Origin of the sequence: Pseudarthrobacter sulfonivorans, from assembly GCF_014712225.1 — a bacterium.
Lineage (GTDB): Bacteria > Actinomycetota > Actinomycetes > Actinomycetales > Micrococcaceae > Arthrobacter > Arthrobacter sulfonivorans.
The window spans coordinates 23,733-43,658 of the sequence record NZ_JACXBW010000013.1; the positions used below are offsets into that span (position 1 = coordinate 23,733).

Here is a 19,926-nt window from a genome sequence, read left to right on the forward strand (position 1 = left end):
GCTGGTTGTCACGTTCATCATTCAGGCCTTTACGACGGCGGCGGTTTCGGCGGGTGCGTCCTGCCCGGTTGAATGGGTGGAAGCTGAATGGGTGGAGGCTGAGCGGGTGGAAACCAGTTCGGCTGCCACGCCCAGGACAGTCCTGGCCAGGGCGTCGTTTTCGCGGAACGGGGCGGCGTTGGTGCGCGGCCTGGCGAAGGCGCCGGCACCCCAGCCGGACGTTCCCGGGCCGACGCCGAAGAGCCGGCCGTGTGCCCGGCCCTGCCCGTCCACAAGCTGGTGACGGTTCGAGACGAGCAGCTTCCCGGTCGAGTGGATGCCGTCGGCCGTGAGCAGTTGCTGTTCGCTTCCCAGGCCTGAGGAGTGGAGCGAGGCCAGCAGCGGGTTGAGCGAGCGGGCCACGGACGTCGCCGGCAATCGCGCCTCAATGAACGCGGTGGCCCGGACGCTGAAGCCGGCCTGCGCGGAGCCGGCCACAAACTCTCCGGTGGACTCGTCCGAGGTGATGTCCAGGCCCGGACCCAGGAATCGCAGCAGCCCTGCCCGGTGCAGGGCCAGCATCTCGCGCAGCCGGCGCGGGGGCGGCCCGGAGTCCACGAAGCTGAAGAATCCGTGCCACCAGCCGTGGACGGTCTGCTGGGAGCGGGCGTTGAGGCGCTCGGCCGGGACCAGCCGGCCAAGATCCATGTACACCTTCAGGAGTGCCATAAAGAGGGCCATCGTCCCGGGGTGGTCCGGACTGTCGCGAAGTTCGAGATCCTGTTCGATGTAGCGCGTCACTGCCGCCTGGATATTGGCCAAGCCCCCGAACGACTCACCGGCGAACGGACGGTCCAGGGCTTCGAGGTCCAGGCGCTGGGCAGGGTCGGGGACCGCTGCTGCCACCAGTTCCTCCCGTCCGGCGCTGTACCAGTCCAGCCCGGCGAAGCGGGCGGAAAATTCCGCCCAGCCGGTGCGGACCCGATCCGGGCTGCCGGTGAACAGCTCCCGGTAATAGCCATATCCGGCTTCCTTGGCGATGAGCGGCCACAAGTGCGCCTGGAAATCCAGCTCGGTGTGGCGTTCCAGCAGCGCACCCACGGCCTCGGCGGTGAAGAAGCGCAGCTCGCCGGGAGCCTCACCGCGCAGGGAAGCGGAAATCTTGGAGTGGTAGGGCACGCCGCGCCGCGAGCCCGCCCACAGCCGCGGCTCGCGCCCGGACGCCCGGTACCGCAGGCCGCCGTCGGGGGTTTCCTCGAACCGGCCGCCGCGCCCTTCCATCAGCAGCACCAGCAGGTCCACGAACGCTAGGCCCATCCCGGCCACAATCACATCCTGGCCGGGGGCAAGTGCGGAATAGTCGACGTCGGTGGTGTAGCTGGGTGCCGCATGGAAACCGCCGTGGCGGGCGGCGAAGCCTGCCCAGGCGGCGGACGCGGCGTCCGGCCGCGAGTCAGTGTGGCCGAGCGCGGTGATGACGACGTCGGCGGCCAGCGTCCCGCCGTTGGCCAGCTGCACGAGGTGCTTGCCGGCGTCGTACGCCTGGTTGTCGGAGACCGCGGCAGCCGGGACTCCGGCCGGCTCCACCGCGATGGCAGTGGTGCGATGGACCGTGACGCTGCCGCCGAGTTTGGCGACGGCGCGGCGGAAGAACCACTCAAGGTACTGGCTCTGCAGCTGCCGTGTGGGGAAGGTCGCCCCGGTCAGGGACTGCAACTGCCCGCGGAGGGCGCGGGGAAAATCCGGGACGTCCGTGATGGACCCGTCCAGCACACCAGCGGCCCACTCGGCGAGGCCAGGGCCGTCGACGGCGGGGCCGCAGCAGGCCACAGAGGTGTCGGTGAACATCGTGACATCCGCGGCTGCCGAGTTGAGCATCAGGCCGGGGTGCTGGTCGTAACGCCAGATCCGGCCGGAGCCGGGCTCGTAGGGTTCCACCACATGGATGTCCAGCGCGCCCGGGAAAAGTGTGGCCCGGTTGGCGGCAATGCGTTCCAGCACCCCCGCCGTCCGCGGACCGCCGCCGATGAAGACAACGGAAGGTACGTGCGCTGGCATGGGGGCTCCTGATCGGATGGTTCGGGCGTGGGTTGCTGACCCGCGGAGCGGGCTGACGGGACGGCGGCTGAGTGCCCATGCTAGGCAGCACGAACGACGCCGGTCGAGGGCCTGGTCACGCCCGTTAACTCCGCGTCACAGCAGGTCAAACGGCGCAAGAAACCGACTCATGTCGCTGCGCTAAGCCGCGTGAAGCAATGCAACCTGGCGCCTTGCTGCCCCTTTCCCGGCGGCCCTAGATTGGCAGCCAGAACGCGAGGTTTGCCCCGCAGCACAGTCCCGACGCATCGGCGCCGGGGTGCCCCGGCACAACAGATGAAACGAGGTGGCGCATGAGTTCAGCAGTCAGCAACCAGGCCCGGCCGGCAGAAGCAGGGCCAGCCCGGCAGCCGGTTCCAGGGCCGGCGTCCACCGGCACAGGAACTTCCGGGGCCGGCGCATCAGGTCCCGGGCCGGGCGGCCGCGGCCCGGCCACCGACTACTCCGGCTACCCCCTGGTTGGCTCCAAACATCCCTGGCGCTGGGTGGGAACGGCGGCGGTGGCACTCGGCGTTGCGGCCGTCGCGTGGTCGCTGGCCACCAACCCGCGCTGGGAATGGGGCGTGGTGGCGCAGTGGTTCACCGCCCAGTCCGTGGTCAACGGGCTCCTGGAGACGCTGAAGCTCACGGCCATTTCCGGGATCCTCGGGTTCGTCCTGGGTTTCATCCTGGCGCTGATGCGGCTGTCCGCCTCACCGCTGCTGGTGTCCGTCTCATGGACCTTCTCCTGGATCTTCCGCTCCACCCCGCTCCTGGTCCAGATGCTGCTCTGGTACAACCTGGGCTACCTGTACGAGAAGATCAGCCTTGGCATCCCTTTCACCGACGTCCGCTTCTTCGAGGTGCAGACCACCACACTGATCAGCCAGTTTGCGGCAGCAGTGCTCGGGCTGACCCTGAACCAGGCCGCATACTCGGCGGAGATCATCCGCGGCGGCATCCTGTCGGTGGACCAGGGGCAGCTCGAGGCGGCAGCCGCACTGGGCATCCCGGCGTGGCGCAGGTCCACCCGGATTGTCCTGCCGCAGGCCATGCGGGCCATCCTGCCCACGGCCTTCAATGAGATCATCGGCCTGGTCAAGGGCACGTCCATTGTGTACGTGCTGGCCTACTCGGAGCTGTTCTACACCGTTCAGGTCATCTACAACCGCACGCAGCAGGTACTGCCGCTGCTCCTGGTGGCCACCCTCTGGTACGTGGTGATCACGTCCGTGCTCAGCGTTTTCCAGTACTACATCGAACGGCACTACTCCAAGGGCGCCGTGCGGACCTTGCCGCTGACGCCCCTGCAGAAGGCCCGCAAATTCTTCGCCACCCACGCGGTGGCCCCAAGCCGAGCAAGGAGCCCGCGATGAGCACCGCCGCCGCCCAGACCGCCACTGGAACTGGCCAGACCGCCACCGTCACTGGCCAGACCGCCGCCGAAAGTGCCGCCGCCGCTGGCGTCCGCACTGAAGCCGCAGCACCCACCCGCGGACTCGTGGAGATCACCAAGGTCCGCAAGTCGTTCGGCGCCACCGAAGTCCTGAAGGGCATCACCCTCACGGTCGAACCGGGCGGAGTGGCCGTGATCGTTGGCCCGTCCGGCTCGGGCAAGTCCACCCTGCTGCGCACCATCAACCACCTCGAAAAAGTCGACGGCGGCCACATCGCCATCGACGGGACACTGGTGGGATACGAGGTCCGCGGACGGCGGCTGCATGAGCTCCGCGAGAAGGACATCCTGAAGCAGCGCACCGAAATCGGCATGGTGTTCCAGAACTTCAACCTCTTCCCGCACCTCACCGCCCTGGAGAACGTGGCCGAGGCGCCGGTGGTCGCCCAGGGCCGCTCCAAGGAGGAGGCCCGGAAGCGCGGACTGGAACTCCTGGACCGGGTGGGCCTGAAGGACCGGGCGGGCGCCTACCCCCGCCAGCTGTCCGGCGGCCAGCAGCAGCGCGTGGCCATAGCCCGCGCCCTTGCCCTGAACCCCAAGATCCTGTTGTTCGACGAGCCCACCTCCGCCCTCGACCCCGAACTGGTCAACGAGGTCCTCGACGTCATCCGCGAACTGGCGAAGTCCGGCACCACGCTGATCATCGTCACGCACGAGATGGGCTTCGCCCGCGACGTCGCGGACACGGTGGTGTTTATGGACGAGGGCCAGATCGTGGAACAGGGCAGCCCGGAACAGATTTTCGCCAACCCGCAGGAACCCCGCACCCGGAGCTTCTTCTCCAAAGTGCTTGAACCGGCTTTCAACATCTAAAGGATCCACCATGGCATTTTTCACTGATCACAACCGCCGCCCAGGCCGCGTGCGCTCGCTGGCGGCACTCCCCGCCGTCGTACTTCTCGGAACGGCAGCACTGTCCGGGTGCTCAGACCCCGGCGCTGCCGCTGCCGGATCCGGCAGCGCGTCCGCGACCGCGGCACGCAACGGCGTGGTGTACAACACCGCCCCTGACCAGCAGCGGATCCGGGCGGAGAAGGACGCGGCGCTCGTCGCCAAGGTACCGGAGCTTATCGGCAAGGACGGAAAGCTGACCGTGGCCACCACGGCAGGGTCCATCCCGCTGAGCTTCCACGCCACCGACGACAAGACGCCGATCGGCGTCGAGCTGGACCTCGCCCAGCTGGTGGCGGACAAGCTCGGACTTGAACTCGACATCCAGGTCACGTCCTGGGAGAACTGGCCGCTGAAGACCCAGTCGGGCGACTTTGAAGCAGTGTTCTCCAATGTGGGCGTTAACAAGGACCGCGTGAAACTGTTCGATTTCGCCACCTACCGGGCGGCCTTCATGGGCTTCGAAGCCAAGAAGTCCGCCACCTACGACATCAAGGGCGCTGACGACATTTCCGGCCTGAAGGTCTCCGTGGGTTCGGGCACCAACCAGGAGAAGATCCTGCTGGCCTGGAACAAGGAGCTGGAGGAAAAGGGCAAGGCTCCCGCCGTCCTGCAGTACTACTCCACCGACGCCGACACCATCCTGGCGCTCTCCTCCGGCCGGACCGACCTCAACATCGCCCCGTACCCGTCCACCGTCTACCGGGAAAACACGCGCGACGACCTGAAAGTGGTGGGCAAGGTCAACGCCGGCTGGCCGTCCGAAACCCTCGTGGCCGCCACCACACTCCGCGGCAACGGCCTCGCCCCAGTGCTCACGGAAGCCCTCAACTCGGCCATCAAGGACGGTTCCTACGCCGAGGTCCTGGAACGCTGGGGCCTCTCGGAGGAAGCCCTGCCGGAATCCAGGACCGTCACCGCGGAAACCTTCGCGGCCAGCCAGGCCACCGCAACTGCGGCACCTTCAGGAAAGGCATCATGAACGCAACGTCCGCTGGGACCGCCCTTGAGTCCTTCGACGCCGACTGGCAGGACTGGCACGCCGCCCACGAGCGCAACCGCGCCCACCCGCACGGCTTTCTCGCGGTGACCCACCTGCACTGGCCGGGCGCGGAAGCCACCCCGCTGGAAGGTGCTCCCGGCACCTGGCGTGTGGATAACGGCGTCGTCCGCGTAGTCCTCGAGCCGGACGAGAGCCTGCAGCGGGACGGGCAGGAACTGAACACCGAAGGTGGCACCGCTGTCACTTTCGGCCCCCTTGAGGAGCGCAGCGGGATCAACCTCGCCTCGGGCGACACGGTGATCGAGGTGGCCAAGCGCGGCGGCGAGTACATTGTCCGGCCCCGGAACCCCGGCAACCCGCTGCTGCAGGAATACCAGGGCACACCCGCCTACACGCCAAACGCGGCCTTCTCCGTGGCCGGAACGTACGTGCCGTTTGAGGTGCCGCGCACAACCACGGTGGGCGCCGCCGTCGAAGGCATCCAGCACGTGTACGAGGCGCCGGGTGAGATCCGGTTCAAGCTGGCCGGCCAGGAGCTGACGCTGACCGCGTTCAACGGCCACGCCCCGGGCTCGCTGTCGGTGCTGTTCACGGACCAGACCTCCGGCAGGACCACCTACCAGGCGAACCGCTCGCTCTCGGTGGTTCCCGCGGCGGACGGCACCGTGCACCTGGACTTCAACCGCGCCGTGAACCTGCCCTGCGCCTACACCGACCTGGCCACCTGCCCGCTGCCGCCGGCCGAAAACCGGCTGCCGGTGCCCATCGAAGCCGGCGAAAAGATTCCCTACGAACGTCAGGACCAGAAGTGAGCACGCCAAAACACCGCACCGCGAAGGCGGGCAGAGCCGGCTTCCTGGCCATCGAACTCGACGGCGCGGGCTGGGACGGTACCGGGGTTGGCGGCGATACCGGGTTCGCCAGCCTCGCCGGGGCCGTCCTTGCCGCTGAGTCCGCAGGGTTCCACGTGGCCACCTTCGCGGACGCGCCGGTTCCGGGCCGCGCCAACGCCCTGCAGCGTGCCGCCTACGCCGGGCCGCTGACCCGGACCATCGCGCTGGTTCCCGAGGTGGACACCGTTTACACCGAGCCGTTCCACGTCTCCACCCAGCTCGCCAGCCTCGACTACGTCTCCGGCGGCCGTGCCGGATGGATCGCCACCGCAGCGGAATCACCCGAGGCAGCCGCCGCCGTCGGACGCGGCAACGTGACCGGCACCGCGCTGGCGCAGGAGGCTGCAGCCTCCATCGAGGTGTCCCGCCGGCTCTGGGACTCGTGGGAGGACGGCGCCGTGATCCGCGACGTCGCCACCGGCCGTTACATCGACGTGGACAAACTGCACTACGTTGATTTTGATGCTTCGGCCGGCTCCGAAACGCCGGCAGGTTTTTCCGGCCCCGCTTACTCGGTCAAGGGCCCGTCCATCATTCCCAGGCCGCTGCAGGGGCAGCTGCCCGTGCTTGCCGCTGCCTCCGTGGTGGGTGCGGGGCAGGTTGCCGCGGATGCCGTGGACGCTGTCTTCGTCACCGCGCCGACGCCCGAACTGCTCGCCGCGGAAATCAGGGATGTCCGGGACCGCGTCGGTGCGTCCGTGGCGGTTATCGCCGAGCTCGACGTCGTCCTGGACTCGCGCGGGCAGGTTGCGGCTGAGCGGGCGGCCGGCACCGAAAGCGGCCGCGCGCGCTACGCCGGCACTGCTGCCGGGCTCGCGGACCTCCTCGAGCTGCTGCTGGCGGAGGCCGACGGCGTCCGTCTCCACCCGGCGTCGCTCGCCGCGGAGCTGGACGAGCTTTCACGCCTGGTCCTGCCGGATCTGAGGCGTCGGGGCGTCCTTCGGGCGCCGGTGCAGGACGGCACCTTCCGCGACCTGCTGGGACTGACCCGGCCGGCCAGCCGCTACGCACACTCATCCACGGCCGCCGCCGGAAACTAAGGGGAACTCCATGACACAGCACAGCCGTGCTAAATCCGACGTTTTCACGCCGTCGGGGAAGCTGCAGTTCGGCATCTTCTTCCAGGGGGTCAACTCCGGCACCATCTGGAAAGCTGCCGAATCGGGATCGCAGACCGACTTCGAATCGTTCCGCCGCATCGTCCAGACCGCAGAGCGCGGGCTGTTCGCAGCGTTTTTCCTGGGCGAGGGGCTCCGCCTGCGGGAACACCTCGGCAGGCCGCACGCGCTGGATGTGGTGGGCAGGCCGGACGCGCAGACGATGCTTGCCGCCCTGGCGTCGGTGACCAAAAACATCGGGCTGGTGGCCACCCAGAACACCACCTACAACGACCCCGCGGACCTGGCGCACCGGCTCGCCTCGCTGGACCTCATCTCCGGTGGACGTGCCGCGTGGAACATCGTGACGACCGACAACGCCTGGACCGGCGCGAACTTCCGCCGCGGCGGATACCTGGACCATGCAGACCGCTACAGGCACGCCGAAGCCTTCGTCGAGACGGCCAAGCGCATCTGGGACTCCTGGGAAACTCCGTCCGGTCCGGCCCGCCGGGTGCTGCATGAGGGCCAGCACTACACGGTGGACGTGACCCCGCGCCTGCCCCGAAGCGCGCAGTACCGGCCGGTGCTTTTCCAGGCGGGCGACTCCCCGGAAGGGCGCGACTTTGCCGCCCGCCAGGCGGATGTCATCTTCTCGGCCCACCCCAAGTTCGATGCCGCCGTCGAGTTCCGCAAGGACCTGGTGGCCCGCTCGCTTGCCGCCGGCCGCGGAGCCAACGCCGTGCAGATCATGCCAGCCAGCGAATTTATCCTGGCGCCCACTGCTGACGAGGCCGCCGCGAAGAAGGAGTGGGTGCGCAGCCTGCAGATCGGCCCGCAGCAGGCGGTGGCCTACCTGGAGCAGTTCTGGGGCCGCGAGCTCTCCGAATACGATCCGGACGGGCCGCTGCCGGAGATCGACCCCGTGGTGGAGGAGACCTCCGAGACGCGCGGCAGCGGCTTCCACGGCGCGAAGGCCCGGCAGCTGGCGGACCAGTGGCGGGCCGAGGCCAAGGACAAGGGCCTCTCCATCCGGCAGTTCGTCACCTCGAAGACGGCCCGCATCGATGCCACCTTCACGGGTTCCTACACGGCGGTGGCGGACGAGCTGGCTGAATTCGCCCGGGTGGGCTCGGTGGACGGGTTCAACATCTCCCCGTGGCTGATCCCCACGGGCCTGGATGACATCGTGAACCACCTGGTGCCGGAACTGCAGGAACGGGGCGTCTATCCCACGGAGTATGCGGGCAGCACGCTGCGCGGGAACCTTGGGCTGGACACGCCGGTTCGTTCTGCGGATGAGGCCGCGGAGACGGTCCGGGCCTGATGCACGTGGCGGGCTTCGGGAGAAGGGGCGACGGCGGCGGCGAGGAGAGCGCCGTCGTCGACCCTTCCGCTGAAGGTGCCGGTAGCCGCGGTACTGTCATGCTGCAGCTGATGGTGTGGGAGCAGCAGCTGTAGGGTTCTGGCATGGCCGCGGGTTGGCGTTGCTCGTACTGATCCACGGTGCTAGGCGCCCATACTCCAATCCTCCGGGCCGCCACCGTGGACCTCCAACCCGCAGATGCCAGTGTGAAATCTATGACCGTCACAACGCAGTGTTCGGAATGCCTGCGCTGGACTCTATTCTGACGCTGTTCGGACCAGGACCTGACGTCAGGTTGGGGTGTGCTCTAACTCGATGAAAGTCCTAGCTAGGGCTCCAGGTTCAGAGCGCGGCTAGCCTAGGCGTTGACGGTTCAGGGGGATCTCTGTCAGCAAGTCGGCCGGACAAGCTCAAGGTCCTCCCGTGCGACCCGCCTCCGAAGGGATTGTTCTACTGCTTCAGTCCACCCGGCCCTGACCCTAGTCTGAGAAACAGGTCGACCAACGGGGCGATAATCCACAGTTCAAGGCCGCTATCCCGGCCGCCTGGCGGAGGCAAGCTTATGGGTTGGAGAGCGTAGAGCGAGGTCGTAACGTCCGACGAAGATCAAGACTGTTCCGAACAGGCTGAGCAGAGCGCATACGATCCATGCTGTCGTCAGATCGAAGTACTCGATTAGCATCCCTATCGCTAAGGGGCCGGCAGCCGATCCTAGGCCGAAACCCGTCTGCAGAACGCCTGTTGCCAGGGCTGGGTACTCGGTGTTTTGCCGGACCACCACGAGCTGGGCGAGGCCAGTCCAACTCCAGCCGATCGCAAATGCAAGGAACGCACCGACGAAAAACCCTTCACTACCGCCGGACGCGAGGATCAGGAAACCTACACCTCCTAATGAAATAAGTATCAAGATCAATGTGGATGCAGATTTAACGTGAAGGTGGTCAGCAGAGGCTCCGAGCACGATGCGAGCACATACGGATACCACAGAGCAAAGAATTGCGACGCTGCCAGCGGCGTGTAGTGGAACCCCCGATTCGAGGGCTGTTGGAATCAGAAAGACTGCAAACCCAGTGCCAGCCGCCGTCGCGCTCCCCGCACCGATGGCCATGGCCCATAACCCCCGAGAATTTCGCTCATTCAGATGAGGCTCTGCGAAGGAATTCCTGAGCCCCCTGATTCTGAATGTTGCGTATATTGCGGGCAGAAGAGCTCCAAGCACTCCTGCTCCGAATAACCACCTCCAACTAAAATGTGCATCTCCGAACGAGATCAGGACCCCGCAGAGGAGACCGGCCGCTGGAGCGGCCGACTGCTTGATGCCAAGGGCAAGTCCCAGCCGGGATGGCGACACCCCTGCGGCGATGCTACTGTTCGCCGCTGAAGCGCCAATAGCGTTTGCCGCACCCAACACAAGCATCCCCGCATAGATCATGGGAGGCGCCACTGCTGCGGCAATCAAGGCCATGCCGGAGGCAGCAAGAGTTCCAGCGACGACCATCCCAAGGGCCCCGCCGAATCGTTGAACAACGACGCCCCCGGTTCTTGCGAGAAGACCGCTTCCTCCGAGCAGGACAGCGCTGGCCAGTCCGACGTCGGCAAGCGACATGCCAAGCTCCTCATCGAGCTGGCCCGCAATCGCCCCGAGAAGAAACGCGGGCAATATACCAGCGATGGTCAGCAGGAGCGAGGGAACAATCGCTTCCATTTTGAAGAGGAGTGGGCGTGGTTGCCTGATGCCCTCGATGGGATCCGGATGCCCCCCAGTCACCGCTTCCGCCATGGAACGAGCAAGCGCTCTATTTCAACCATGGCCAGGGAAAGAAGTAGACCCAGCGAGGAGATGACGATGAGGGCAGCGTACATGGTACCGACGCTGAACGTCTGCCAAGAGTTCCAGATGAGGAATCCAAGACCACTGTTTCCCCCCAGCATTTCCGCAACCACGATCAGCATGAGGCCCATACCCGACGCGAGCTGAAGGCCTGTCAAGACAAGCGGAAGCGCGCCGGGAAGTGCGATATGTCTAAAGGTGTTCCACCGACCGGCTTTAAAGTTACTTCCTACATCGCGATAAATGGGGCTAATTTCCCGAACGCCAGCAGCTGTATTGATGGCAACAGGAAAGAAGACCCCTACAGCGACGATCGCGATCTTTGAGACCTCACCGAGCCCAAAGATCAACAGGAAAAGAGGAAAAATTGCGCTTTTTGGAATCGGATACGTAGCAGCGATGATTGGCTCCATCGCTAGCTTCGCAAAACGGTTAAGTCCCATGAAGAGTCCTACGATGATGCCTGGTACCGCTCCGAGTGCCAATCCCGCCAGCAGGCGGCCGACACTTGCCCCCGTGTCAGTCCAAAGTGTTCCGGACGTGGCCAAGTCCAGCAGAGAACTCGCTATGGTCGTTGGAGCGGGAAAGAATCTCGTATCGACGAACCCGCCTCGCGCCGCCACTTCCCAGAGTATGAGCAGGGCGACCGGCGTCGCAACGGAGACGAATCGGTCAGCCCATGTGGAGTGAATGATTTGGTGTCCGACGCGTCCAGCAAGACTTCGTGCGGGCTCTCGCAAGGCCAAATCTTGTTGGCTACTCATTTCCCCTCACCCCCGTTAGCCTCCGCGCCGAGGGCTTCCCTGACCTCTCCCTGCAAACCATCCCAAATCTTGCGGACCAAGTGCCCGTACTCGGGCACAGCCCGGAGCTCAAGGACAGATCGCGGCCGAGGAAACGGGATCTCGATCATCGATTTGAGGCGACCTGGACGAGCGGTCATGATCATCACCCTGTCTCCCATGGTGATTGCTTCGTCAACACTGTGGGTGATGAAAACGACAGTTTTTCTGTCCTCATCCCAGATTCGGAGTAACTCCTGCTGCAGCACGGCCTTGTTCTGCTCGTCAAGTGCCGAGAACGGCTCATCCATCAAAAAGATCGCCGGATCGTTCGCAAACGCACGAGCAATCGAGACACGCTGCTTCATTCCGCCCGATAGCTGGTGCGGATAGGCTGTCTTGAAGCGGGAGAGCCCGGTCTTGTCTAGATAGTGACCAACCCGTTCCTTGACTTCAGCTCTAGGGGCGTGCCGCATGCGGAGGCCAAACGCGGCGTTGTCCCACACAGTCATCCACGGGAAAATAGATGCTTCCTGGAAAATCATCGAGTTGACCGGGCCATCACCACCACCGTGTTGGAGCTCTATGGTGCCCTCCGTCGGTTCTTCCAATCCGGCCAGCATCCTCAAGAGTGTGGTCTTTCCGCAGCCGCTCGGACCGACAATCGTGAAGAATTGTCCGCTAGGGATGGAGAGCGAGATGTCGTCTACAGCTGTAATCGAGCCCTGTCGGGATTTGAATCTCTTCGAAACGTGGTCGATTCTAATAGCTGGCGTCTCGGTTGAATTGACCAACCTGCCGTATGGCTGGGCAGCTGTACTCAATGGGCGCTCCTCAAGTTGGTCGGGTCGCGTCAGATTGTTCATCGCTCGCTACGTCCCAGATCGGCGGCAGCTTTGTCGATAAATGTCGTGTCCACGACGTCGTCTACTTCCACATCTCCCTTCACAAGACCCTTCGCTTTCCAATATACGAGGTCGTGTTTGAGGCTCTCCATCAGGAGTTCTCCTTTAGGATTCATTTCGGGCATGTAGGCATTGCGTAGCGTGGCCCCGTCAATGCCCGTGTGCGAAACGAGTATTGGAAGAATCTCGTCGCCCTTGGTGCCGCCGATTTTTCCATCGATGATTGCCTCCGAGTAGTCGCGAACGCCCTTCAGATAAGCCCTCATGAATGCCGTCGCGGTTTCGGGTTCGCTGGATGCAAAGCGGTCACTAAACATGAGCACACCGATCTGCTGATTCGGATAAACCACGTCCGATCCTGCGAAACGCACAGCTGTACCTGCGGCCACAACTTGAGCAACCTGCGGCTCAGCCAATGCCGCCGCATCTATCGCTCCGTTGGCTAAAGCGGTGACTGCATCCGGGCCACCAAGGGTTCGCAGATTGATGTCATCAAACGCCAAACCGCCCTTCTCCAGCATCTTGTCGAGGTAGATATCGACGGCTCCACCTGCTCCGTAGCTACTGACGGTCAATCCCCTGAGGTCAGCGAAGGAGGTGAATGCTCCGCTATCAATCAGATCCTTTCTGACAACCAGGGCATAGGCACTGTTGCCCTCGCCCACTATCGCTTTGTCAGAAGCGATCTTCATATGGACGCCTTGAGCGGCAGCATTGAAGACCCCAGCCGACGACGCTCCCGTCCCCACGTCAAGCTGACCCGAACCGAGCGGGGCGATCATGTCTGCTGCCGATTTAAAGCTGGCGTTCTCTAGGGTGATTCCTTCCGCGTCGAAGTAGCCCCTGTCGATCGCAATAAACAACGGCGCATTACTGATAGCGGCAGGAATACCAATCTTGACGGTGGAGAGACTGGGCCCTTCCGGCGCAGTTCCGCCTGACGCACCTTGGGCACAGGCACTTAGAAGCAGAGTGGCTGCGGCTATTGCCGATATCGCTGTCGCCCGCTTAACACGGGACATTGTTCCTGGCATCTGTCAGTTCTCCTTTGAACGAACCAGCTACCCGACTGTCGCGTTTATTTCTGCTCAATCGGATCGTTGCGGTCGCGCCCTCAGATCGGGCAGGTGCCCAGGCGCTCTTCATGACAGCACTCTTTGGGGACTAAGAGACGGAAAACCCATTCATTTTCTGTTGTCCAGAAAAGGCTGCCCGACATGACCTATTTGACGGCGAGGTCCTGCGGCATGGTGCAAGTGAACCTCGACGGACAAAGCTCCGCTCCGGCCACGCAGCGGTCATATCAGCGCTACTGGCCGCACCTGCGAGCCGGACGGCGCTCCACGACATTTACGATGGCCTAAATGCACGTTTCTGGGCGGTTCAAAACATCAGTGGGTCCCTTGGGCAGGGCTGGCCATCAAGGAACCACTCAGTGTCTACAGAGTCGCACTGAACCAACGGCTCTCCACCCGTCTCGGACAACATTGTAGGAAGCACTCACTGACCCTTATTTCGACGCACGACACGCCCGCATTGCCGGCGTGGTTTGTTCTTCGTACCGGCTTGTTCATCAAGGACCCTACCGTGACGAAGGTCAGGTGGTAGCGGCTCTTTCATTTGGCAAAATGAACGTATCGGAGGTGGACGCGAGTCCATAGCTTGTCTGACATGACAAACCCCATGCTGCAAAAGCCGCCATACCCGATCGAATCTGTGGACAGAGCGCTTCGCTTGCTCGAGATGCTGCGGGATGAAGGTGCGATCAAGCTGACGCAAGCGGCTTCGGAACTTGATATTGCCCCCTCAACTGCACATCGGTTGTTTGCGATGCTCGTTTACCGTGGATTTGCAGTTCAAGACGGGGCGAGGTCGTACGTCCCCGGCCCCGCACTCGGTGTTGGGCCAGCGCGCTTGAACTGGTCGCGAAAACTCCGCGAGATTTCGCAGCCGCATCTTGAACTGCTGTGCAGTCGGTTGAATGAAACAACTAACCTCATGATCCGAGTAGGAACCAAAGTACGGTTCCTGGTATCTGTTGAGTCTGAACACGTCCTTCGGGTTGGCGGCCGTCAGGGCATGGTCCTACCGGCAAGCGGCGCATCGGGAGGGAAGGCTCTTCTGTCAGCACTTCCACCCCCCATACTTGCGCAGATGTACGCGAGTCCAACCGCCAGACGATTGGAAGACGGCCTTGACGCGAGACAGTTTTCCGCGTTAATGGCGGATCTGGCTGTCGTACAACGTACAGGCTTTGCTACGAACGTACAGAACACCGAGCTTGGCGTCGGAGCCATTGGAATGACGATATCTGGGGTAGGACTCAGGCCTGTCGCAGCCATTTCAGTATCGGCACCAATTGTTCGCTTCTCAAAGCTGGTCATCCCAGAAACGCTCGACATTATGCGCATAACTCAGAGGGACCTTGGAACGGGCCTACTGGCAAACGGGATTGGACTCGACTACGCCTAGCCTCCGAGGCCCCGTGCTGTCTGGGAAGTGGCGTGCGGCGTTTCGCATGGGCCCGAGACTCGTACTTACTCCCGTGGAAGCAATCCGAGCTCATTGCTTAGACGAAGCACGATCCGCCCGTGACTCGAGCTCGGCGAGACCGCGGCGTTTTCAGTCAGTGAAATACATGTATGTGTCGTGTCTCACGCCTGTGATGCTGGAGCTATTCGCGAGAACGAATCGACGAGGACGAGGCTCTAGGCGCCTTCTACCCCGCCAAAGGCTGGACCGGTTCATTCTGCGAATAGCCGCAGCTTCCGAATGATCCGCCCAAAGCGGACCCGCCTGAACGCGGCCCCGGACATCGAAAGGAAGTTTAGCCATGAACGAGAAACCCATTGTTGTCGTGGGTGCGGGACACGCCGGAGTGCACGTAGCCACGCGACTGGTCGAGCTGGGATGGTCCGGCCCGACCGTCCTGGTAGATGCAGAAGGGACTGTTCCCTACGAGCGGCCACCTCTGTCCAAAGATCTGCTGACTGAGTCGGCGCCCTCCGCCCCTCCGCCCCTCCGCAGGGAAAGCTACTATCTGGATAAAGGAATCCAGACGATGCTCGGTGTGACCGCAATGGCAATCGATCCGGAGGAAGGGGCTGTCCGGCTCTCTGACGGGGGCGCTCTGCCCTTCCACCGCCTCGTACTGGCCACCGGATCGACGGCGAGGACGCTCCCCATTCCGGGAGCGAACCTTGAAGGGGTCCAGTTTTTGAAAACACTGGACGACTCCCAGACGCTCCGGAACCGTCTTACTCCCGGAACTAGAGTTGTCGTTGTCGGCGCCGGCTACATCGGGATGGAGGTCGCAGCGGCAGCGGCCAAGCTCGGATGCGATACCACGGTGCTTGAGTTCCAAGACCGGGTCATGAGCCGGGTGACCTCCCCTGTGGTCTCCGAACACTTCAGGAAGCTCCACGAAGAGCACGGAGTCCGGTTCGTGTTCGGAGCGCAGGCCAGCCGATTCGAAGGCGCGGACCACGTGACCGCAGTCCACACATCCGACGGCATGGAGTACCCGGCAGACCTGGTTGTCATCGGAGTTGGTGTCGTCCCGAACCAGAAACTCGCGGAAGACGCCGGACTAGAGTGTTCCGACGGAATCATGGTCGATAACCATGGCCGGACCTCCAACCCGCTAATCTATGCAGCGGGGGACGTCACCCGCTTCCAGTGCCCATGGGAGGGCGTTAGCCGGCGTCTGGAATGTGTCCAGAACGCACTGGCGCAGGCTGATGCTGTGGCCCGCCACATCCTGGGCGCTCCCGCGAAAGAGCCCGAGATCCCTTGGTTCTGGACGATCCAGCACGGCGTCAGGCTGCAAACCGCCGGCATTCGGGATCCCGATGACCTCGCCGTCGTCCGCGGTGAACCCGCGACAGGGAAGTTCTCGATTCTCTATCTGAGGAACGGCGACAAGCTGGCAGCCATAGATACAGTGCACTCACTCTCCGATTTCGCTGCAGGAAAAAGACTTATCGCGGCCGGTTCGCACATCGACCCAATTCACGCAGCAGATCCCAACGTCAAACTAACCCAAGTAGCCGCGAGCATGTCTTGAGCCAAGACATCGAGCCACACAGAAAGGAAAGGCGGGACAGTGTCTAAACCGATAATCAATGTCGCGGACCGTGAAGGTTATCTCCACACCCTTGAATGGGAGCCCGACACCACCCTGATGGAAACCATCAGGGACAACGATCTCCCCATCCTGGCTTCTTGCGGAGGAACAGCCTCCTGCGCAACATGCCATGTCTACGTACAGCCAAAGGACAATGAGCAACTGGCCTCACGCAGTGAAGACGAGGACGAGCTCCTCGGTGAGACGGAGGCTTTCCGAGAGTGCGAGTCACGCCTTTCATGCCAGATCCGCTTTAACCCGGTCCTAGTCGGGTCAACCATCACCCTGGCACCGGAGGAGTAAAAATGAGCATCTCAACGCAAACCAGCCGATCCCAGGGCGTAATTCCCCCGATTGGGAAAACGGCCCTACTCATCAACGGCGAGCAGGTCCATGGCCGGTCCTACCTTCCTGTCATCAACCCAGCGACCGGAGAAGTCTTCGCGGAATCCCCGGCGGCATCTCTGGAACAGCTCAACGAAGCGGTTGCGGCTGCTGGGCGCGCCTTCCCATCATGGGCGGCTACGCCCTTTCCGACTCGACAACAGGTCCTGCGCGACATCGCCGACGCGATCGATGCGAGGGCAGACGAGCTCGCCCAGATCCTGACCATGGAGCAGGGAAAACCTCTCCCGGCGGCCTTGGGCGAAGTCAAGGGCACAGCAGATTACATTCGGCATTGCACTACCCTGACGCTGGATCCAGAGATCTTTGAAAGCAACGAGACTCGTCACGTCGAGATCCACCGCGCCCCTCTCGGGGTGGTTGGAGCGATTCTTCCCTGGAACGTGCCGTTGATGCTTCTGGCCTTCAAGTTACCCCCAGCGCTTCTGGCCGGAAACACCATCGTGGTGAAGCCTGCACGGAACACCCCTCTGACTACACTCCGCTTCGGAGAACTCATTCAAGACATAGTTCCTCCCGGTGTCGTCAACATCATCGCCGGAGGATCGGAGTTGGGGCCGGCCTTGGCATCCCATCCCGGGCTTCGGAAAGTCACCTTCACCGGCTCCACGGGTGCGGGGAAGAAGGTCATGCAGGCGGCGGCCGCCAATCTGGCTCGAGTGACCCTGGAACTTGGAGGCAACGATCCCGCGATCGTGTTGCCCGATGTCGACCTGCCGACTGTCATCGAGCGGATTTTCGCGTCCGCTTTCGGCAACAGCGGCCAGGTATGCCGGGCCGTCAAGCGGGTCTATGTCCACCGTGACATCTATGCCGAGTTCTGTGACCGCATCGCGCGGCGGGCGCGGGACGCCGTGGTCGGCAACGGTCTGGACGACGGAGTCGAGTTCGGCCCGGTCCAGAATAAGCAGCAGTTCGAGCACCTGCAAGTGCTCCTTGCGGAAGCCGAGAAACTCGGGACGGTGCTGCCAGGAGGGGGCGTGGTGGACGGTCCGGGTTTCTTCGTCCGACCCACTGTCGTCCGGGACATGCCTGACGACTCTCAACTGGTCGCCGACGAACAGTTTGGGCCTATTCTTCCAGTGCTGCCTTTCGAGGACATTGAAGATGCAATTTCACGTGCCAACTCGGGCCCCTATGGGCTTGCCGCCTCCGTGTGGTCAAACGACATGGAGACGGCATACGGGATCGCCGGCAGGATCGAAGCGGGAACTGTCTGGATCAACAAGCATATGGATCGTTCAGGGCATCTTCCGGTTGCCGGAGCCAAGCAGTCCGGTATCGGTGTCGAGTTGGGGGCCGTCGGGCTGCTCGAGTACACCCAGTACAAGATGATCAATGCATCCCAACCCTAAAGTCGGCCAAGGCACTGCATCAGAACCGGATTAAATGTGAAGGACGAAGCGGCGAAGGGCGGCGGTGATGAGGGATCCCCATCACGGCCGCCCTTCTGGTTCGGCGCCCGCGGTATCTGCCTGGGACCGGACCTCGGCAAATAATCACACCCGCTGCACCTCACCTTGACCGGTACGGGCGAAGACCGACACCCAGACAGCCGGACGACGAATACAGGATCAGATCTGAGCGATTAAGGACATCACGCATCAGTCTCATCTAATTCGAGTGAGCCACGATCAGCACCCTGCCCTGTCCCACCGTACCGGCCGACCGGCGGCGGCACCACAGGTATCGCCAGGGCTTGCCGTGCCCGCGAACCTGCAACCCGGCGATGGGAAGGGTGCCCTCAGCCATGGGATACGTTGCCCTGCTGGACGGTTATTCCTTCGCATAGGCAGGCGAACATCTCGCCGACGGAGAACCTGACGTATTCGGACTGTAGGTCGTGGTCGCCCGGTGTTCTGATCAAACACCGCCACTACGCCCGGCCCGGATTGCAGTCGTCGCAACCAGACCCCTCCTCGGTGTGACGCAAGTGGGTACGAACATTTAGTCGAAGATAATCACCTGCCGCAGGGCATCCGAGCCCTTGTTAAGGGCGAGCATGGCGCTTGGCGCGTCTGCGAGGCTGATGCGTTCCGTGATGAGGCCTTCCAAGTCGAGTTTGCCAAGCTTCCACAGCTCTAGATACTGAGGGAAATCACGTCCGGCGTCGACCATGCCGCCAACCGACCCGATCAGTCGTTTGGCATCCATCGTCAGCTCATGAGCGTTGAAGGGGACCCGGGCCCCGTGCCCGCCGATGCCGGACAACACAACGCTGCCGCCCTTGCGAGTCGCGTCCCATGCTGCTCGAATCGCCTCAGGGCGTCCTACGGCTTCAAACGCATAGTCGAATCCACGACCGAAGGTTAGCTCATTCTTGATGTCGTCCAATTCATCCGGGGTGGCCACGTGTGTGGCACCAAAGCTTTTAAGGCTCGCGTGCTTCGCCGCCACAGGCTCTATTGCCACAATTAGTCCGGCGCCAACGAGCCGCGCGGCTTGGATGGTGGAAGCGCCAATTCCGCCACCACCGATCACAACGACGGACGCCCCCGGCTCAACCTTCACAGTGTTGGTCACTGCGCCTACGCCGGTGTGCACCGCACATCCTATGAGAGACGCGATGTCGTAAGGAACATCATCGGGGAATGGGACCACGTTGTTCTCCGACACTACGAGCTGCTCGGACCACGTTCCCATGCCTGCCATGCCGAAGGTCGGAGCGCCGTCGGTGAGGAAGCGTGGGGTGCTGCCGCCGGCCAGTACGTCATTGACCGTGCATAATGTTGACTGCCCCCGAAGGCAGTGGTAGCAGGAACCACACCCTTTCAGCGTTGCAAGTATGACTCGTTGTCCTGCCCGGACGAAGGTGACGTGATCTCCGACGGCGGCCACTTTGCCAGCGCCTTCATGTCCCAAAACGAGCGGAAGCTGGGAGGGCCAGGAGCCGGTAAATGCGGACAGGTCGGTGCGGCAGACACCTGCAGCCTTCATGGTCACGAGAACGTCATAGGGGCCGAGGGAAGCGGGCTTGACGTCATCGCGGACTTGCAGATCTTCGAGGGACGAAAGAACGGCGGCACGCATATAAGAGTTTCCTTTGTTTTTCTGGCCGCAGAGCAGCGGCGAGGCCACAGCACCGGTGTTTCGTGGTCACCGAGCTCAATTCAGCC

At 63.1% G+C, this 19,926-nt stretch carries 16 protein-coding genes; 10 read left to right on the top strand and 6 right to left on the bottom strand.

Annotated elements, in window-relative coordinates; genetic code table 11:
- Positions 1-21 precede the first annotated feature (21 nt).
- Positions 22-2,037 carry an FAD/NAD(P)-binding protein gene (locus IAQ70_RS16240; protein ID WP_190990360.1) on the bottom strand — a complete coding sequence of 672 codons (2,016 nt, stop codon included), beginning with the start codon at positions 2,035-2,037 and terminating at the stop codon, positions 22-24.
- Positions 2,038-2,369: 332 nt separating this feature from the next.
- Between IAQ70_RS16240 and IAQ70_RS16245 the strand changes: the two genes are divergently transcribed.
- Genes IAQ70_RS16245 through IAQ70_RS16270 form a run of 6 tightly spaced genes read left to right on the top strand, consistent with a single transcriptional unit; the run spans position 2,370 to position 8,722 of the window.
- Entirely contained in the window at positions 2,370-3,431 is a 1,062-nt protein-coding gene (locus IAQ70_RS16245) for an amino acid ABC transporter permease (RefSeq protein ID WP_190990361.1), read from the top strand.
- On the top strand, positions 3,428-4,324 hold the full coding sequence (locus IAQ70_RS16250; protein WP_223860190.1) for an amino acid ABC transporter ATP-binding protein: 897 nt from the start codon (positions 3,428-3,430) through the stop codon (positions 4,322-4,324). The genes IAQ70_RS16245 and IAQ70_RS16250 overlap by 4 nt, the downstream gene beginning before the upstream one ends.
- Positions 4,325-4,334: 10 nt before the next feature.
- Positions 4,335-5,384, top strand: a complete 1,050-nt coding sequence (locus tag IAQ70_RS16255) for an ABC transporter substrate-binding protein (protein ID WP_190990362.1) — start codon at positions 4,335-4,337, stop codon at positions 5,382-5,384.
- Positions 5,381-6,217, top strand: coding sequence for a DUF1684 domain-containing protein (locus IAQ70_RS16260; RefSeq protein ID WP_190990363.1), 837 nt, complete (start codon positions 5,381-5,383; stop codon positions 6,215-6,217). The genes IAQ70_RS16255 and IAQ70_RS16260 overlap by 4 nt, the downstream gene beginning before the upstream one ends.
- A complete protein-coding gene (locus IAQ70_RS16265) occupies positions 6,214-7,338 on the top strand; it encodes an LLM class flavin-dependent oxidoreductase (RefSeq protein WP_190990364.1) in 1,125 nt (374 codons plus the stop codon). Before IAQ70_RS16260 ends, IAQ70_RS16265 begins: the two co-directional genes overlap by 4 nt.
- Before the next feature lie 10 nt (positions 7,339-7,348).
- Positions 7,349-8,722, top strand: a complete 1,374-nt coding sequence (locus IAQ70_RS16270) for an NtaA/DmoA family FMN-dependent monooxygenase (protein WP_190990365.1) — start codon at positions 7,349-7,351, stop codon at positions 8,720-8,722.
- Positions 8,723-9,293: 571 nt separating this feature from the next.
- On the opposite strand, the gene IAQ70_RS16275 is transcribed toward IAQ70_RS16270, so the two are convergent.
- Genes IAQ70_RS16275 through IAQ70_RS16290 form a run of 4 tightly spaced genes read right to left on the bottom strand, consistent with a single transcriptional unit; the run spans position 9,294 to position 13,301 of the window.
- Positions 9,294-10,541, bottom strand: coding sequence for an MFS transporter (locus IAQ70_RS16275; RefSeq protein WP_190990366.1), 1,248 nt, complete (start codon positions 10,539-10,541; stop codon positions 9,294-9,296).
- Entirely contained in the window at positions 10,526-11,356 is an 831-nt protein-coding gene (locus IAQ70_RS23395) for an ABC transporter permease subunit (RefSeq protein ID WP_190990367.1), read from the bottom strand. Before IAQ70_RS23395 ends, IAQ70_RS16275 begins: the two co-directional genes overlap by 16 nt.
- Positions 11,353-12,198, bottom strand: a complete 846-nt coding sequence (locus tag IAQ70_RS16285; protein WP_223860192.1) for an ABC transporter ATP-binding protein — start codon at positions 12,196-12,198, stop codon at positions 11,353-11,355. Before IAQ70_RS16285 ends, IAQ70_RS23395 begins: the two co-directional genes overlap by 4 nt.
- A gap of 38 nt (positions 12,199-12,236) precedes the next feature.
- Entirely contained in the window at positions 12,237-13,301 is a 1,065-nt protein-coding gene (locus IAQ70_RS16290) for an ABC transporter substrate-binding protein (protein WP_190990369.1), read from the bottom strand.
- Between the two features lie 649 nt (positions 13,302-13,950).
- Between IAQ70_RS16290 and IAQ70_RS16295 the strand changes: the two genes are divergently transcribed.
- From IAQ70_RS16295 to IAQ70_RS16310, 4 genes are all read left to right on the top strand, one after another.
- Entirely contained in the window at positions 13,951-14,751 is an 801-nt protein-coding gene (locus IAQ70_RS16295; protein ID WP_190990370.1) for an IclR family transcriptional regulator, read from the top strand.
- Between the two features lie 361 nt (positions 14,752-15,112).
- Positions 15,113-16,345, top strand: a complete 1,233-nt coding sequence (locus IAQ70_RS16300; protein WP_190990371.1) for an NAD(P)/FAD-dependent oxidoreductase — start codon at positions 15,113-15,115, stop codon at positions 16,343-16,345.
- Positions 16,346-16,384: 39 nt separating this feature from the next.
- Positions 16,385-16,708 (top strand): 2Fe-2S iron-sulfur cluster-binding protein, encoded by a 324-nt coding sequence (locus tag IAQ70_RS16305; RefSeq protein ID WP_317983684.1) that lies wholly within the window; start codon positions 16,385-16,387, stop codon positions 16,706-16,708.
- Between the two features lie 2 nt (positions 16,709-16,710).
- Positions 16,711-18,165 (top strand): aldehyde dehydrogenase family protein, encoded by a 1,455-nt coding sequence (locus IAQ70_RS16310; protein WP_190990372.1) that lies wholly within the window; start codon positions 16,711-16,713, stop codon positions 18,163-18,165.
- 592 nt (positions 18,166-18,757) lie between these two features.
- On the opposite strand, the gene IAQ70_RS16315 is transcribed toward IAQ70_RS16310, so the two are convergent.
- Positions 18,758-19,888 (bottom strand): alcohol dehydrogenase catalytic domain-containing protein, encoded by a 1,131-nt coding sequence (locus IAQ70_RS16315; RefSeq protein ID WP_317983685.1) that lies wholly within the window; start codon positions 19,886-19,888, stop codon positions 18,758-18,760.
- Positions 19,889-19,926: the final 38 nt, after the last annotated feature.

Coding starts and splice junctions, on each gene's coding strand:
- IAQ70_RS16300 (WP_190990371.1), top strand. CDS start 15,113: ATGAACGAGAAACCCATTGTTGTCGTGGGTGCGGGACACGCCGGAGTG.
- IAQ70_RS16255 (WP_190990362.1), top strand. CDS start 4,335: ATGGCATTTTTCACTGATCACAACCGCCGCCCAGGCCGCGTGCGCTCG.
- IAQ70_RS16275 (WP_190990366.1), bottom strand. CDS start 10,541: ATGGCGGAAGCGGTGACTGGGGGGCATCCGGATCCCATCGAGGGCATC.
- IAQ70_RS16240 (WP_190990360.1), bottom strand. CDS start 2,037: ATGCCAGCGCACGTACCTTCCGTTGTCTTCATCGGCGGCGGTCCGCGG.
- IAQ70_RS16250 (WP_223860190.1), top strand. CDS start 3,428: ATGAGCACCGCCGCCGCCCAGACCGCCACTGGAACTGGCCAGACCGCC.
- IAQ70_RS16295 (WP_190990370.1), top strand. CDS start 13,951: ATGACAAACCCCATGCTGCAAAAGCCGCCATACCCGATCGAATCTGTG.
- IAQ70_RS23395 (WP_190990367.1), bottom strand. CDS start 11,356: ATGAGTAGCCAACAAGATTTGGCCTTGCGAGAGCCCGCACGAAGTCTT.
- IAQ70_RS16270 (WP_190990365.1), top strand. CDS start 7,349: ATGACACAGCACAGCCGTGCTAAATCCGACGTTTTCACGCCGTCGGGG.
- IAQ70_RS16290 (WP_190990369.1), bottom strand. CDS start 13,301: ATGTCCCGTGTTAAGCGGGCGACAGCGATATCGGCAATAGCCGCAGCC.
- IAQ70_RS16245 (WP_190990361.1), top strand. CDS start 2,370: ATGAGTTCAGCAGTCAGCAACCAGGCCCGGCCGGCAGAAGCAGGGCCA.
- IAQ70_RS16260 (WP_190990363.1), top strand. CDS start 5,381: ATGAACGCAACGTCCGCTGGGACCGCCCTTGAGTCCTTCGACGCCGAC.
- IAQ70_RS16310 (WP_190990372.1), top strand. CDS start 16,711: ATGAGCATCTCAACGCAAACCAGCCGATCCCAGGGCGTAATTCCCCCG.